The organism is Vibrio sp. 1F169, from assembly GCF_041439605.1.
In the GTDB taxonomy this organism is placed as follows: domain Bacteria; phylum Pseudomonadota; class Gammaproteobacteria; order Enterobacterales; family Vibrionaceae; genus Vibrio; species Vibrio tasmaniensis_A.
This window is the reverse complement of the sequence record NZ_JBGOOI010000023.1, coordinates 1-15,968: the sequence shown is the minus strand read 5'-3', so window position 1 is coordinate 15,968 and position 15,968 is coordinate 1. Positions and strand designations below refer to the sequence as shown.

Below are 15,968 nucleotides of genomic sequence, written 5' to 3'. Positions count from 1 at the left end.
TCATTCTTTTCTGTTATGACTTTACCACTGAAAAAGCTTCTTTAGCCACTGTTTTGGTTGACTTTCACAGCCCTTTTTAATGCTGCCACTTTCATCCCAGACCGGCAATTTGACTGTACCACCACAGTCAAACTCTAACGCCCCTTCAGAAGTTCGAGTAAAGCTAGCGGTCGCAATTCCTGTTGGCCAAGGCAGTAATAGTTGTTCAGGCGTTCTTTGCTTCAGATAATCGGCATAGACACGCAACGCACCGCTAGAACCGGTTAGTTTAGTCGGTTTATTATCATCTCGGCCTAACCAAATCGTCGTGACTTCACGACCATCAACACCCACGAACCAACTGTCTCGACTGTCATTACTTGTGCCCGTTTTACCAGCTAACCCAGCCCATGCAAACTGACCTTGTAAGAAACGACCTGTACCTTCCGATACACCCCGCTTCATCGCATAGGTTGTTAACCAAGCTGCCTGCTGGTCAACGCTTTGCGATACACGAGGAATCGATTGATACAGAACTTCGCCATCATTATCAACAACAGAACGAAGTGCAGACAAAGGCGCAATGCGACCAGAGTTGGTAATGGTTTGGTACATCTGAGCAACTTGGAACGGAGTCAGTGAGAACGAACCCAAAAACATCGACGGTACTGGGCGAATCTCATTTTTATCGACACCCAGCTTACCAATGGTGTCCGAGACGCTATCAATGCCTAACTGCATGCCTAAACGAACGGTAGGTACGTTATAAGACTTAGAAAGCGCCACATACAAGGGCACATCGCCACGGAACTTACGATCGAAGTTTCTTGGGCTCCATACGCTGCCCTTACTGCCTTTCAAGCTCAGTGGGGTGTCCTTCAATGTTGTCGCCAACGTATACTTCTGAGGTTGTTCCAATGCGGTTAAGTAGATGGCAGGCTTAACCAAAGAACCAATAGGGCGACTCGCATTCAAAGCACGGTTAAAACCATCGTAACCGGTACGTTTACCACCAACCATCGCTCGGATTTCACCAGTATTGCGATCCACGGCAATAGCTGCGGCTTCCAGTTTGTTACCTGCCGTTTTCGATAAATCAGGCACTTTACGAGCAATCGACTTTTCTAACTTGTCTTGGGAAACGGGATCCAGAGAGGTAAAGACTCGAATCCCTTTTTTCGCTTCAAATCGATCGCCTACATACTTCTTAAGCTCAATGTTTACTTGCTGGAAGTAAGCTGGCTGACGACTAGCAATACGTGGATTGTCTTGAATATCCAAATCACGACTCGCCGCTTCTTCGTATTGTCGCGGAGTTAATATGTCTTGCTGCATCAATAAGCGAAGAACCAGATCGCGTCGAGTCTTAGCACGCTCAGGGTAACGAACCGGATTGTAATACGAAGGGCCTTTCACCATACCCACCAGCAATGCTAGTTGATCGATGCGGAGCTCTTGAATAGGTTGACCGAAATACAAACGAGATGCCAAGCCGAAACCATGAATCGCTTGCCCACCATTTTGCCCAAGGTAAACCTCGTTTAAGTAAGCCTCTAGAATACGGTCTTTGCTGTAACGATGGTCCAAGATAAGCGCAATGTAGGCTTCACGAACCTTACGCCACAATGTACGTTCACTGGACAAGAACAGGTTTTTTGCCAGCTGTTGTGTCAGCGTACTACCCCCCTGTACCGTTCGCCCAGCTTTGACGTTAACGACCATTGCACGAGCGATTGCTAATGGCGATACCCCATCGTGTTGATAGAAGCTTCGGTCTTCAGTTGCTAATAAGGCATCAACCATCACTTCTGGGAACTGATTACGTTTTAAGAACAGGCGTTGCTCATCGTTACTTTTTTCAAGCATACCCAACATTTTCGGCTCAACACGTAGATAGCCCATGTCGCCTTTCTTCTCTAGCGACTGTATACGAGTTAACTCGTTACCGTTGAAATGCAGCATTACATGACGATCCGCTTCCGGTCCATCGACAAACTCGAACGGACGACGAATCATTTCAATCTTGGTTGAAGAAGAAGAGTACTCACCTGGGTGACGAGGAGAATTCACTTTACGGTAATTAAGTACATCCAGTTCATTCTTAACCTGTACCAAACTCACCGCAGTCCCCGGAGACAGATCCAACACACGAGCATAAACAACGGTTGGCAGATCAAAAAGCTGACCTTCAAAACGCTGCTTAACCACTGAATCCAGATAAATACCGACGAACAACAGCAATGCGGCAAGTGCTAAGCCAGCTTTCCAAGAAATGCCCCACAGAATCTTCAACCAACCTCTCTTGCCAGACGGCTTAGCCTTAGGTTTAGTCTTTTTCGCTGCTGATCTTGGCTTTCTAGGCTTGCCTTTGGTCGCTGGTGACTTCTTTGCTGGCGCTTTTTTAGGTGGTGCCTTTTTTGGCGTTAACATTTTGGTCATCATCGGTTCAACTGTCGTTTAGTTTTAGTGGTTGCTACATGATTAGCAGGGTCATCCGGCCAAGGATGTTTTGGGTAACGGCCTTTCATCTCTTTTTGTACTTCTTTGTACGCGCCAGCCCAAAAGCCGGCTAAATCCTGAGTAATTTGCAGTGGTCGTTGCGCAGGAGAAAGCAACTCAAGCACCACCTTTTTACGCCCTTGGGCAATCAAGGGGGAATCTTGCTCACCAAAGACTTCCTGCATTCGAACAGAGATCATTGGCTCAGATTTATATTGATAACGAATCGACTTCTTACTGCCCGTTGGCATCAGGTAATTAGTCGGTAGCCATTGATCTATTTCTTGATTCAGAGGCCAGCCAAGATAAGCCGACAATGCTTGTTCAATCGATACATTCGACAGCCCTTTGGCTGACTTAATGCCATTCAGATAGGGTGATAGCCACTCATCAAGATGTTCAATCAAACTCGCATCATCCATCGCTGGCCAATCATGCTCTGGCATCCAAAGCTGTGCGCAGCGTACACGCTCAACGAGCTGTTTAGCTGAAGACGTCCAATGTAAGCGCTCCAGTCCGCAGCGAGCGATATAATTGAGTAGCGCTTGGCTCGCCTGATTCGCATCGGGTTCTGGTAAAGCTTTGGTGCTGATAATCAGCTTACCCAGTAATACTCTTTCTTCAGCAACCAAGCGACCGCGTTTTTCATCCCAATCCGCATAATCTTCGCGTGTAAAAAGACCGGAGAATGAAGCCTCAAGCTGCACTATATCAATCGGTGTCGCTAAAAAGATCTGACTTGCTCGCCCTGCCGTACGCATCAAATCAATCACTACGATGTATTCGTTGTTTGCCAGCGGATCATCATCACGAACCTCGGCTCCATGGCCATTGGCAAGACGAAATGCACAGCCAGTCGCACTTCTCGATTGGGCAATTCGGTCTGGAAAGGCCAAGCAAAGCACTAATGGTAGCAATGATTCATCGAGTTGTGACAAATCCAGGTGATGATTGAGTTTGCTGGCGAGACTTTTCGCTCGCTGCATCACACCACTGTTTTTCGAGTGCTTTCTTTGCTTAAGTCGATGTAGCGAGTGTTGAATATCCGTCACGTTACGTTCAGGTTCTTCGAGTAAAGCGGCGGCGACAATTGCGACATTCAACAAGGCTTGGCTGTTTTGTTGCGCTTTGATCAGCATACTGGCGTTCCGTGGCTCAATACCTAAGCGCTGGGCTTGCTTTCCGACTGGAGTAAATTGCCCATTACTATCTAATAAATCAAGCTCTTGTAACAGTTCTGTCGCTTGCTCAATCGATGCCTGTGGCGGAACATCTAACCAATGAAGCTCATCGGCACTACTTGCTCCCCATTGCGTCAATTCAGCCACCAGCGAAGAGAGATCAGAATGAAGTATTTCAGGATCAGGAACGGATGGTTGTTGCATCAACTGTGTTTCACTGTACAAGCGAACACATAAGCCTTCTTCGATTCGCCCAGCACGACCCGCTCTTTGTTCTGCTGAGGATTGTGAGATTTTTACTTGCTCAAGTTTGGTGATTCCAGTTTTCAAATCGAACTTTGCTACTCGCTCCAATCCCGAATCAACAACTAAGCGAATCCCCTCAATCGTCAAAGAAGTTTCCGCAATGTTAGTGGCTAATACCACTTTTCGACGCCCTTTCACCGATGGCGCGATCGCTCTCTGCTGCTGTTCAAAACTCAATTGGCCATACAACGGACACACGTCAATATCACTGACAAGTTGCCCAAGTTGTGATTCCACTTGTTTTATCGCCGAGACACCCGGTAAGAAAGCCAAAAGTGAACCCGATTCTTTCTCCATCAGAGATTGAATCACCTTAGCCATTTTAGGTGATAAATATTCATTCGAGCCTAATGGCTGATAGTAGAAGTCGACAGGGAAAGTTCGGCCTTGCGATTCAACATACTTGGCATCAGGTAACAAAGATTGCAGAGCGTGTTGATCTAAGGTTGCCGACATCACCACCACTTTTAGATCGTCACGCAGCGCATCTTGGATCTCCAAGCTAAACGCCAATGCAGTATCTGCGTGAATGCTGCGTTCATGAAATTCATCAAAGATCACCATATCAACCCCAGTCAATTCAGGGTCGGTTTGGATCATTCTGGTCATGATCCCTTCAGTCACGATTTCCAAGCGAGTCGCACTACTGGTTTTAGATTCACCACGAACCCTAAAACCTATGCTCTCTCCCACTTTCTCTCCTAGTTGGCTCGCTAAGTAAGTAGCAATATTCCTTGCAGCCAAACGCCTTGGTTCAAGCATAATGATTTTGCCTTGAACGGCATTAGTCTTAACCAACTGTAAAGGGAAGAATGTTGACTTACCGGCACCGGGAGCGGCCTTTAGAATAAGTTGAGTGTGTGTTTGTACGCCAGCGAGCAGATCTGGCATCACAGCTTCTATGGGCAGTTGTGGCAATGGGTGAACCTTGTGGTGTAATGTTGGCAACATTGTACATAAAAACCTACCTGTCTAAATAAGTAATATGCACTTCAATCCTCCATTAGAGCCAGCGACTCTTATTAAACGCTATAAACGCTTTCTCACTGACATCCAACTTCCAGACGGCAGCGAGCGTACTATCCACTGCGCTAACACCGGAGCGATGACAGGATGTGCGACTCCTGGCAATACGGTGTGGTACTCAACGTCAGACAATGCAAAAAGAAAGTACCCAAACAGCTGGGAGATCTCAGAAACAGACAAAGGTCACCGTATTTGTGTAAATACTGCGCGGGCAAACCAGCTAGCGGTGGAAGCAATTGAAAATGGGACTATAGTTGAACTCTTAGGTTATAACGCGTTACGAACCGAAGTGAAATATGGCAGTGAGAATAGTCGCATTGATATTCTGCTTGAAGATAACGAAAAGCCGCCTTGCTATATCGAAGTAAAAAGCGTCACTTTGCTCGACGAAGAAGTGTCAACTAAGCAACAAATATCAACTAAACAACAAGCGTCGACCGAAGGGCAAGGTTTTTTCCCTGATGCAGTGACAACTAGAGGCCAAAAACACCTGCGAGAACTCACAGAAATGGTCGAATCTGGAAGTAGAGCCGTACTTTTATTCACTGTTTTACATTCAGGCATTGAAAAAGTGTCTGCGGCACACCATATAGACGCCAAATATTCGTTATTACTAAAACAAGCACAAGACGCTGGAGTTGAAGTGCTTTGCTATAAAGCAGAGCTCAGCAGTACTCAAATACAACTAAAACAAGCCGTTGAATTTATCAATAGCTAAGCAAAAATGCTGAACTATTCACATTGATTGCAAGTTTTAACAAGAGTATTTGCCACCATTCGTTCTTTCTGCTATAGATACCCGCCTTAAAATTAGCTGCTTTGCAGTTGACTAGGTGTAAATAGGAGATGCTGTATGCCAGAATCTAAGAAAAAAGCGCTAGGCATCCTAGCCATCGCAGGTGTTGAACCGTACCAAGCAAAGACAGGTGAAGAGTACATGTCACCTGAGCAAACGGAACATTTTACAAAAATTTTATCAGCTTGGCGCAACCAGCTCAGGGAAGAAGTTGATCGTACTGTGCACCACATGCAGGACGAAGCAGCGAATTTTCCAGATCCTGTTGACCGAGCTTCTCAAGAAGAAGAATTCAGCCTAGAGTTACGTAACCGTGACCGTGAGCGCCGTCTTATCAAGAAAATTGAGAAGACACTAGATAAGATCGAAGAAGACGATTTCGGCTTCTGCGACTCTTGCGGTGTCGAGATTGGTATTCGTCGTCTTGAAGCTCGTCCAACTGCTGACCTTTGTATTGACTGTAAAACACTTGCAGAGATCAAAGAGAAACAGATGCAAGGTTAATTCTTGCGGATGTAAAGAAAGGGAGCTTTGGCTCCCTTTTTTGTTTGTTTTAAAAAGTGGTTTATATCGTTGTTGATAGCGATAAACTAATCACCAAACGTCTTAAGAATCGGCTACTGCGGTACCATCAAGATTAGGTTTCTCACTCATGAATTATATCGGACGCTTTGCACCATCACCGTCAGGTCCTCTTCATTTTGGCTCACTGGTTGCTGCTCTTGGTAGCTACTTTCAAGCGAAATCTAACCAAGGACAATGGTTAGTTCGTATGGAAGACCTCGATCCGCCAAGAGAAATGGCTGGCGCTGCAGACCTCATTCTTAAGACGCTTGAGGCTTACCACCTGTATTGGGACGGTGAAGTCGTTTATCAAAGCCAGCGTCATGACCTATATCAAGCTCAAATTGATCAATGGGTCACTGACAATCAGGCCTACTACTGTCAATGTACCCGTAAGCAAATAAAGTCCTTGGGTGGGTTTTATAGTGGCCACTGCCGAGACAAAGGTTTGGTTGATTCAGGCGAACAGGCGGTGCGCTTGTGTATGGACTTTCCCATCGAGTCCTTTGACGATGTTCGTCACGGCACGATTCAAATTCCCAAAGCATTGGCTGAAGAAGATTTTATTATCAAGCGCAGAGATGGGTTGTTTGCCTATAACTTGGCAGTTGTCCTTGATGACATCGAACAAGGGGTAACAGAAGTCGTTAGAGGTGCAGATCTGATAGAACCAACAGGTCGACAAATCAGTTTGTATAAGACGCTCAAGCAAAAAAACGTGAGCTACTTGCACTTACCATTGGCAACCGATGGCTTGGGGAATAAACTGTCAAAACAAAATCATGCCACCGCGATAGATCTCGACAACCCAAAACCGACGTTAATCAATGCGATGCGATTCTTAGGTTTTAATATCCCGAATGCTCTTTTCGAGGCGTCAATAGATGAAATTTTATTGTGGGGCTGCCAGCAATGGAACGTCTATCAGTTACCTGATAGTTTACAAAAAGAGCACAGCAATGAGTTCGAAACTAACGGCAAATCGCAATAACGATACATAAAAATACCGTAACAAATACCTGTGACTAAGCAGACGATGTTCTCAAATGGCTCGCGCTAAGCTATTATTAGCCGCAATTAAACTCTGCACTACCACTTTGGACTAAGAGAAAAACAAAGCTGGCGATACCTACTTTGTTATAAACTAATGAATACAAACGACAATACCCCAAGCGAACAACGCGGATTCCACGAATTAGCTCTGAATATTTATACTCGTCAAGAGCACAATATTTCACGCAAGCAGATCAGCGACAATGCACTTAAAGTGTTATATCGCCTGAATGGTGCGGGTTTTGACGCATTTCTAGTCGGTGGTGGTGTACGCGACATCTTATTGGGCTCTCAGCCAAAAGATTTTGATATCGCGACCAACGCAACGCCAGAGCAAATCAAGCACCTATTCAGAAACTGTCGCCTTATCGGTCGACGTTTTCGCTTGGCACATATCATGTTTGGTCGTGACATCATTGAAGTAGCAACTTTCCGTGGCCACCACCAAGAGCCATCGAAAAACGTTTCTGCGCAATCTGAAGAAGGTATGTTGCTACGCGATAACGTGTACGGCAATGTTGATGAAGATGCAGAACGTCGTGACTTCACAATCAATGCGATGTACTACAACATTGCAGACTATAGCATCCACGATTACGCGGGTGGTGTAGAAGATTTAGAAGATAAGCTGATCCGCCTGATTGGCGATCCAGAAACGCGTTACCGCGAAGACCCAGTACGCATGCTACGTGCAATGCGCTTCGCCGCTAAACTGGATTTTGATATTGAGGAAGATACAGCCGACCCAATTGAAGAGTTAGCACACCTTCTAAAAGATATCCCAGCAGCGCGCCTTTACGAAGAGTCTCTAAAATTACTGCAATCAGGTCACGGTTTAGAAACCTACCACTTGATGCGTGAGTACAACCTGTTCCAGCAGATGTTCCCTTCAGTAGCGGAACACTTCACAGAAGGCTACGACTCACATACCGAGCAGATGCTTGATTTGGTACTCGACTCGACTGACCTTCGCATCGAAGATGGCAAGCGAGTAAACCCCGCGTTTATGTTTGCTGCAATGCTTTGGTACCCAATGAACAAGTTGGCAGACAAGCTTGTCGCTGAACAGGGTATGGCGCACTACGATGCGATCATGGAAGCAAGTAACATCATTCTTGATCGACAAGTAAAATCAATTGCGATTCCTCGTCGCCATACCGCAACCATTCGCGAAGTTTGGCAACTGCAACTACGACTGCCTCGCCGCAACGGTAAACGTGCCGTTCGCCTGATGGAACTCAATAAGTTCCGTGCTGGCTACGATTTCCTAGAAATGCGTGGCGAAATTGAAGGTGGCGAAACCAAAGAACTAGCAAAATGGTGGGAGCGTTATCAGACAGCAGGACGCAATATGCGTCAAGCGATGGCTAATGACGTAGCAGCACCATCAAAGTCGGGTCATCGCCGCCGTAAGACTTACAGGAACAAAAAGAGTAAGCAATCAGAATGATAACGGCTTACATTGCGGTCGGCAGTAATCTTGCCGACCCTGTTAGCCAAGCAAACTTGGCTATCGAAACGCTAAAGAATCTTCCGCGAACAACGTTTGTTGCGACCTCACAGCTATATAGTAGCACTCCAATGGGGCCGCAAAACCAACCCGACTACATCAACGCGGTAGTAGCAATTAAAACAGAATTAACGCCAATTGAACTGCTTGATTGCACTCAAAAGATCGAGCAAGAGCAAGGGCGCGTCCGTAAAGACGAGCGTTGGGGTCCAAGAACCTTGGATCTCGATATCGTGTTATACGGCAATGAGGTGATCGATTCAGAGCGCTTAACCGTTCCTCATTACGGAATGAAAGAAAGAGAGTTTGTGCTCTACCCGCTTGCTGAAATCGCACCAAGTTTACAACTCCCTGATGGGACTGAGCTGACAGAACTACTAAAAATAGTAGATAAGAACGGGCTCAATGTTTGGCAGCAATAGCCAAGCGCATTAAGGAAAATCAATGAAAAAAGTAACCATTAACGACCTAATCAAGTGCAAACAAGAAGGCCGTAAATTCGCGACGTCGACAGCTTATGATGCGAGTTTTGCTCAATTATTCGAAAGCCAAGATATGCCAGTTCTACTTGTCGGTGACTCACTTGGCATGGTTCTACAAGGTCGTAACGATACATTACCAGTAACCGTTGAAGATATTGCTTACCATACTCGCTCAGTGCGTGCCGGTAGCCCAAACTGTCTTCTTATGGCTGACATGCCATTCATGAGTTACGCCACACCAGAGCAAGCCTGTGAGAACGCAGCAACCTTAATGCGCGCTGGTGCGAATATGGTGAAAATCGAAGGCGGAAGCTGGTTGATTGAAACTGTGAAGATGCTAACAGAACGTGCTGTACCAGTATGTGCACACTTAGGCTTAACGCCTCAATCGGTAAACATTTTTGGTGGTTACAAAGTTCAAGGTCGTGACAACGAGCAAGCCGATAAAATGGTTGCTGATGCGCTAGCACTACAAAATGCAGGTGCTCAAATCGTTCTTCTTGAATGTGTACCAGCTTCATTAGCAAAAAGAATTACAGAAGCTTGTGACGTACCGGTTATCGGCATCGGCGCAGGTAATGTTACCGATGGTCAGATCTTGGTTATGCATGACATGTTCGGTATTTCTGCGAACTACATGCCGAAATTCTCTAAGAATTTCCTAGCTGAAACAGGTGATATGCGTAAAGCCGTCGCTCTATACAAAGAAGAAGTAGAGAGCGCACGTTTCCCTGATGATGCTCATACAATCGCTTAGGAGTAACTATGCAAACTTTTGCTGAAATAGCGGCTCTTCGTGAGCAGATTAAACAGTTTAAGCGTGATGGACGTACGGTTGCTTTTGTCCCAACAATGGGAAACCTACATGAAGGTCACCTAACTCTGGTCAAGAAAGCTCGTGAACTGGCTGACATTGTTGTTGTAAGCATTTTTGTTAACCCAATGCAGTTTGATCGCGCCGACGACCTAAATAACTACCCTCGTACGTTAGAAGCCGATTTAAACAAACTAACAGGCGAAGGTGTTGAGTTAGTCTTTACGCCAACACCAGAGGTTATGTACCCAGATGGATTGGACAAACAGACGTTTGTTGAAGTCCCTGGTATATCTCATATGCTTGAAGGTGCCTCTCGCCCAGGTCATTTCCGCGGTGTATCAACAATTGTCACGAAACTGTTTAATATCGTTCAGCCAGACTTTGCATGCTTCGGTGAGAAAGATTTCCAACAACTTGCTGTGATTCGCCAGATGACAACTGACTTAGCGCTAGACATTGAAGTTGTGGGCGTAGCGACTGTTCGTGAAATGGATGGTTTAGCCATGAGCTCTCGCAATAGCAACCTAACGATTGATGAACGTCAGCGAGCTCCAGTTCTAGCGCGCACTATGCGTTGGATCAGCAGTGCTATTCGTGGTGGTCGTGATGATTACGCGTCTGTCATTGAAGATGCAACAGACCAACTACGCGCAGCAGACCTACAACCGGATGAAATATTCATTTGTGATGTAAAAACGTTACAAGCGATCACTTCAGAATCGACTCAAGCAGTGATTCTAATGTCGGCTTTCCTAGGTAAGACTCGTCTTATCGACAACCAAGTTTTAGATTTGGTCACGGAAACGAAAGAAGAAGTGAAAGAAGAAACTGCTGAGTAATCGCTTTCTTCTCTTTACGTAAACCAGGTTATACCGCAAAGCACAAATGAAAAACATAAAAAAGGTCGATGTAATATCGACCTTTTTCTTTGCCTGCGATTCAGGATAATTAATAGCTCCTAGATAACTAATAGATCCTGGATAACTAATAGCTCTTGGATAACTAAAAGTTAACTACGTAAGCCGATCCCCTTTGTAACTAAGTAATGTGCAATGCCATACAGCACGACAATAAACACACCTAGTACGCCAAACGACGTCACAATACCCACATCAGACACACCCAAAAAACCATATCTAAACGCGTTTACCATATACACGATAGGGTTCAACTTCGATACACCTTGCCAGAATTCAGGCAATAGACTGATCGAGTAGAACACACCACCGAGATACGTCAGCGGCGTTAAAATGAAGGTTGGGATAATAGAAATATCATCAAACGTGCGTGCGAATACCGCGTTGATCAAGCCACCCAGAGCAAACACAACCGACGTGAGAAATACCGTCGCAATGATCACGCCCCAGTGGTCGACTTGAAGGTCAACAAAGAACAGCGATACAAAGGTGACGATAGTGCCCACTAACAAGCCACGCACCACGCCGCCCATTACGAAGCCGGCGATAATCACGTAGTTAGGAACAGGTGCTACAAGCAGCTCTTCAATGTTCTTCTGGAATTTGGCACTAAAGAACGATGAAGCAACGTTGGAATATGAGTTGGTGATCACCGACATCATGATCAGACCGGGCACAATGTATTCCATGTAGCTAAAGCCATTCATTTCACCAATACGCGCACCAATCAGGTTACCGAAGATGATGAAGTAAAGCGTCATGGTAATCGCTGGCGGCACCAGAGTTTGCACCCAGATACGCGTGAAGCGATTGATCTCTTTGGTCAACAAGCTGCAGAAAGCGGTCCAATATAGGCTGTACATATTATTTATTCCCCTCACGGACGATACTCACAAATAGCTCTTCTAGGCGGTTTGCTTTGTTACGCATAGAGAGAACTTTTACCTGCTGCTCACTCAATTGATCAAAGATGGTATTCAAACCTCGATTCTTGTCGATTTCGATTTCTAGCGAGCCATTAACCATCACTTGGCTATTCACACCTTCAAGTTTAGGTTCAGTCGCCCCCTCTTCAAGATCAAGAATAAAGGTCTCGGCACTCAACTTACCCAACAGCGACTTCATTGTGGTGTTCTCAATCAACTCACCACGATTGATGATACCAATGTTACGACACAGCATTTCCGCTTCTTCTAGATAGTGCGTAGTTAAAATAATGGTGATGCCCTGCTTCTCGTTGATCTCCTTGAGGAATTCCCACATTGAACGACGCAATTCAATATCAACACCCGCCGTTGGTTCATCAAGAATTAACAAATGAGGCTCATGCATCAGTGCACGCGCGATCATCAAACGACGCTTCATACCACCAGATAAGTTACGCGCACGTTCGCCACGCTTTTCCCACAAATCGAGCTGAGATAAGTACTTTTTAGCGCGTTCTTTAGCAAGAGCTTTCGGTACACCGTAGTAACCGGCTTGTTGTAGCACGATCTGCTCAACCGTTTCGAACGGGTTAAAGTTAAACTCTTGCGGGACTAAACCTAAGTTCAACTTCGCTAACTCCAGATCGGTATCAATGTCGTAGCCAAACACTTTCACCTTGCCTGACGTTTTATTAACCAGTGAAGAGATAACACCAATGGTGGTGGATTTACCCGCACCATTTGGGCCAAGTAGTGCGTAAAAGTCGCCTTTTTCTACTTGTAAACTCACGCCCTTAAGAGCCTCAAAGCCCCCTGCATAAGTTTTTCTTAGTTGCTCAATTTCTAATGCATACATAGAGATAGACTGCCATTTGCTATAGATAAGATGTTGATGGCCGAATTTGAGGAAGAGAGTAATGCTTAATACGAGCTAGCAGAAAACTAACTCAAACTTGTTTACTCGGCCATTTTGCAAACAAGTTTATCGTTGATTAACGATTAATACAAATACCGAGTGAGGCTTTCTTTCGAAAGCGAACAAGAATATTAGGTACGTAAAGAGCTATTCAGTGTTCAGTGTTCAGTGTTCAGTGTTCAGTAAACATAAAAAATGCCGTTAAGTTATTAACTTAACGGCATTAATCACAAATACTATATTTGGCGTCTATAACTGATTCATGTGAAATTATTGCTGAAGATTAAACTGACTCAAATTGATGTTCATCTCTATCAACATAGCTTGTTGCAGCTGTCAGGGCTTCATATCTGAATCGATAAGTATTGGATTCAGGTACAAGGTCAATCACATGGAATTTTTCTAATTGCTGACGAGTATTCTCATTAGGACACAATAAGTACACTTCACACTGCGCATCTAGGGCATCTTTAATCGCATTTTCTAGCGCTAAACCAACGGTAACATCAATCATAGGCACATCAGTTAGATCTAAGATCATCGCTTCATAATCAGAAATACTCGAGTGTTGACGTGAAATCGCTTTTGAAACACTGAATATCATCGGCCCAGAAAGGTAGAAGAACAGCACTTTACCATTGGCACTATCCAGTAACTGACGTTCACTGTCAGTTAATGGGATATCGTCTTCATCATCGCCATCACTGATCGCCTTAACTTGTCTAGCTTGCTCTCGACTCAGCCTTTCAATGATCAGAATGTTTGAGATAAAAACGCCCAGCCCGACCGCAATAATTAAATCAACGAATACGGTTAATAACATCACACCGTACATGACACCCATGCCGGCATAACTCACCTTGTGTGCGCGCTGAATAAAACTCCAATCAAGGATGTTGAAACCGACATACATCGCGATACCAGCCAACACCGCCATAGGGATCGGTTCTGTTAAGCCTCCCGCAACCAATACCACTAGCGCAAGCACCAAAGCACGAATAACACCAGAAAGCGGAGAACGAGCCCCTACCTGAATGTTGGTCACGGTGCCCATGGTTGCGCCCGCACCGGGTAGCGCACCAAACAGACCAGAAATCATATTCGCAATGCCTTGGCCACGAAGTTCTTTGTCTGAATCATGCTCTTTACGAGTCAATGAATCTCCGATAACCGCAGTCAAAAGCGTATCAATACAACCAAGAGTACCTAGCACCAAAGCATCGATAACCATTGTGGTGAATTGCTCAGAGCTGATAGTCGGAATAACAAGAGAAGGTAAGCCTGCGGGAATTTCACCAATACGGCGAATAGAATCGGTATCAAAGATAATAACGGATAAGAGCGTTACAGCCACTAAAGCGACCAATTGAGCGGGCACATACTTACGATATTTAGCAGGAAAACCGAAAAGGATACCAAGCGTTAACACCCCCAAAAACAGCTCACTGACTTTCAGATTTGCTAGCGTATCAGGAAGTGCCGAAAGTGTGCCCATCACTCCGCCAGAAGGGGCTGCGTGCCCTAGCAAAGGAGAAAGTTGCAGAATGACAAGAATCACGCCGATACCGGACATAAAGCCAGATATCACGCTATATGGCATCAAAGTGACGTACTTTCCTAGTTTTAATGTACCGAGTAATATCTGAAAAGCACCCGCCATCATTACCACGGTAAAGGTCATTGCCATCCCGGTTTCAGGGTACTTGGCCACCATGCTGGTCATTACTGCCGTCATGATCACTGTCATCGGCCCGGTAGGCTCTGATATCAAGCTGCTTGAGCCACCAAACAATGCCGCAAATAGGCCCACCATGATGGCGCCCCAAAGGCCAGCTTCCGCGCCCGCACCAGAAGCGACACCAAATGCCAACGCTAAAGGCAATGAGATGATGGCTGTAGTTACACCGCCAAACATATCTCCTTTGAGATTGATATCCGTAAAACGACTTCCAAACAAAACACACCTTCCTGATGATGAAATGACAAACCTTATCACTTTAACAAATGTATCAACGGTTCAGAAAGTGTTAATTTAATCACACTATTCGTCTCTTATATTCGGATTATGCCTTTTACGCTAAGTTAATGATTTTAACGACTAGTACACGTCAGATGAGTACTATTTGACACAGTTTTTACAAGATTGAATTTGTAACATTGTGTATAGTTAGAGTTCTTAATTAAGGGATGTAAGACGCAAAATGCCAGAGATTAAACAGCTTTTTGAAAACAACTCTAAATGGTCAGAAGAAATTCGCTCTCAACGACCAGAGTATTTTACAACGCTTGAAGAGGGTCAAAGCCCTGGTTTTCTATGGATAGGCTGCTCAGATAGCCGCGTTCCAGCCGAGCGTCTCACTGGTTTGTATTCTGGCGAACTGTTTGTTCACCGAAATGTCGCTAATCAAGTAGTTCATACCGACCTAAACTGCTTATCAGTAGTGCAATACGCTGTCGATGTACTCAAAGTGAAACACGTTATTGTTTGTGGTCACTACGGCTGTGGCGGTGTTAACGCAGCGATAGATAACCCTAAACTGGGTCTTATCAACAACTGGCTACTCCACATACGCGATAACTATCTTAAGTACCGTAAGCAAATTGAATCTCTGCCTCGTGAACAATGGGGTGACAAGTTATGCGAAATTAACGTTGCAGAACAAGTCTACAATCTTGGTAACTCGACCATCATGCAAAGCGCATGGGAACGTGGACAAGATATTGAAATCCACGGTGTGGTTTATGGTATTGGTAATGGCAAGCTGCAAGATCTTGGTGTTCGTTGCTCAAGTAATGATACTTTAGAAAACAGCCATTTAGCGGCGCTTGATAAAATCCTATCGTCTCCAATCCTAGGTTAATTCTTAACGTCTAACCAATAGATATAAGAAAGAATAGATATAAAAAAGGCTCGCGTTTTGCGAGCCTTTTTTGTTTGTGTTGTACCGTCCTAAATATGGTTGACACATTTCCAACATGAAATTGGAGAGTGTCAT

Annotated in this window: 13 protein-coding genes; 8 read left to right on the top strand and 5 right to left on the bottom strand. The window is 45.0% G+C overall.

The window, feature by feature from the left end:
* Positions 1-21 precede the first annotated feature (21 nt).
* On the bottom strand, positions 22-2,421 hold the full coding sequence (gene mrcB / locus ACED53_RS11200) for a penicillin-binding protein 1B (RefSeq protein ID WP_012604726.1): 2,400 nt from the start codon (positions 2,419-2,421) through the stop codon (positions 22-24).
* Entirely contained in the window at positions 2,418-4,856 is a 2,439-nt protein-coding gene (hrpB, locus tag ACED53_RS11195) for an ATP-dependent helicase HrpB (protein ID WP_032499482.1), read from the bottom strand. Before hrpB ends, mrcB begins: the two co-directional genes overlap by 4 nt.
* 94 nt (positions 4,857-4,950) lie before the next feature.
* Here hrpB and sfsA point away from each other — a divergent pair, with 94 nt between their 5' ends.
* From sfsA to panC, 7 genes are all read left to right on the top strand, one after another.
* A complete protein-coding gene (sfsA, locus tag ACED53_RS11190) occupies positions 4,951-5,709 on the top strand; it encodes a DNA/RNA nuclease SfsA (RefSeq protein WP_009847580.1) in 759 nt (252 codons plus the stop codon).
* Between the two features lie 135 nt (positions 5,710-5,844).
* Positions 5,845-6,291, top strand: coding sequence for an RNA polymerase-binding protein DksA (dksA, locus tag ACED53_RS11185; RefSeq protein WP_009847581.1), 447 nt, complete (start codon positions 5,845-5,847; stop codon positions 6,289-6,291).
* A gap of 148 nt (positions 6,292-6,439) precedes the next feature.
* Entirely contained in the window at positions 6,440-7,342 is a 903-nt protein-coding gene (gluQRS, locus tag ACED53_RS11180) for a tRNA glutamyl-Q(34) synthetase GluQRS (RefSeq protein ID WP_009847582.1), read from the top strand.
* 156 nt (positions 7,343-7,498) lie between these two features.
* On the top strand, positions 7,499-8,854 hold the full coding sequence (gene pcnB, locus ACED53_RS11175) for a polynucleotide adenylyltransferase PcnB (RefSeq protein WP_009847583.1): 1,356 nt from the start codon (positions 7,499-7,501) through the stop codon (positions 8,852-8,854).
* Positions 8,851-9,336 (top strand): 2-amino-4-hydroxy-6-hydroxymethyldihydropteridine diphosphokinase, encoded by a 486-nt coding sequence (gene folK, locus ACED53_RS11170; RefSeq protein WP_009847584.1) that lies wholly within the window; start codon positions 8,851-8,853, stop codon positions 9,334-9,336. The genes pcnB and folK overlap by 4 nt, the downstream gene beginning before the upstream one ends.
* A 22-nt stretch (positions 9,337-9,358) precedes the next feature.
* Complete coding sequence (panB, locus tag ACED53_RS11165; RefSeq protein WP_009847585.1) at positions 9,359-10,153, top strand: 3-methyl-2-oxobutanoate hydroxymethyltransferase; 795 nt, start codon at positions 9,359-9,361, stop codon at positions 10,151-10,153.
* A gap of 8 nt (positions 10,154-10,161) precedes the next feature.
* Complete coding sequence (gene panC, locus ACED53_RS11160) at positions 10,162-11,052, top strand: pantoate--beta-alanine ligase (protein WP_009847586.1); 891 nt, start codon at positions 10,162-10,164, stop codon at positions 11,050-11,052.
* 170 nt (positions 11,053-11,222) lie between these two features.
* Here panC and ACED53_RS11155 read toward each other — a convergent pair whose 3' ends face one another.
* From ACED53_RS11155 to ACED53_RS11145, 3 genes are all read right to left on the bottom strand, one after another.
* Positions 11,223-11,993 (bottom strand): ABC transporter permease, encoded by a 771-nt coding sequence (locus ACED53_RS11155; RefSeq protein WP_009847587.1) that lies wholly within the window; start codon positions 11,991-11,993, stop codon positions 11,223-11,225.
* 1 nt (position 11,994) lies between these two features.
* On the bottom strand, positions 11,995-12,912 hold the full coding sequence (locus ACED53_RS11150) for an ABC transporter ATP-binding protein (protein WP_009847588.1): 918 nt from the start codon (positions 12,910-12,912) through the stop codon (positions 11,995-11,997).
* Between the two features lie 343 nt (positions 12,913-13,255).
* Entirely contained in the window at positions 13,256-14,887 is a 1,632-nt protein-coding gene (locus tag ACED53_RS11145) for a SulP family inorganic anion transporter (protein ID WP_029225614.1), read from the bottom strand.
* A 286-nt stretch (positions 14,888-15,173) separates the two neighbouring features.
* Between ACED53_RS11145 and can the strand changes: the two genes are divergently transcribed.
* A complete protein-coding gene (can, locus tag ACED53_RS11140; protein ID WP_009847590.1) occupies positions 15,174-15,833 on the top strand; it encodes a carbonate dehydratase in 660 nt (219 codons plus the stop codon).
* The last annotated feature ends 135 nt before the right edge of the window (positions 15,834-15,968 follow it).

Coding starts and splice junctions, on each gene's coding strand:
- mrcB (WP_012604726.1), bottom strand. CDS start 2,421: ATGATGACCAAAATGTTAACGCCAAAAAAGGCACCACCTAAAAAAGCG.
- hrpB (WP_032499482.1), bottom strand. CDS start 4,856: ATGCCAGATCTGCTCGCTGGCGTACAAACACACACTCAACTTATTCTA.
- sfsA (WP_009847580.1), top strand. CDS start 4,951: ATGCACTTCAATCCTCCATTAGAGCCAGCGACTCTTATTAAACGCTAT.
- dksA (WP_009847581.1), top strand. CDS start 5,845: ATGCCAGAATCTAAGAAAAAAGCGCTAGGCATCCTAGCCATCGCAGGT.
- gluQRS (WP_009847582.1), top strand. CDS start 6,440: ATGAATTATATCGGACGCTTTGCACCATCACCGTCAGGTCCTCTTCAT.
- pcnB (WP_009847583.1), top strand. CDS start 7,499: ATGAATACAAACGACAATACCCCAAGCGAACAACGCGGATTCCACGAA.
- folK (WP_009847584.1), top strand. CDS start 8,851: ATGATAACGGCTTACATTGCGGTCGGCAGTAATCTTGCCGACCCTGTT.
- panB (WP_009847585.1), top strand. CDS start 9,359: ATGAAAAAAGTAACCATTAACGACCTAATCAAGTGCAAACAAGAAGGC.
- panC (WP_009847586.1), top strand. CDS start 10,162: ATGCAAACTTTTGCTGAAATAGCGGCTCTTCGTGAGCAGATTAAACAG.
- ACED53_RS11155 (WP_009847587.1), bottom strand. CDS start 11,993: ATGTACAGCCTATATTGGACCGCTTTCTGCAGCTTGTTGACCAAAGAG.
- ACED53_RS11150 (WP_009847588.1), bottom strand. CDS start 12,912: ATGTATGCATTAGAAATTGAGCAACTAAGAAAAACTTATGCAGGGGGC.
- ACED53_RS11145 (WP_029225614.1), bottom strand. CDS start 14,887: ATGTTTGGCGGTGTAACTACAGCCATCATCTCATTGCCTTTAGCGTTG.
- can (WP_009847590.1), top strand. CDS start 15,174: ATGCCAGAGATTAAACAGCTTTTTGAAAACAACTCTAAATGGTCAGAA.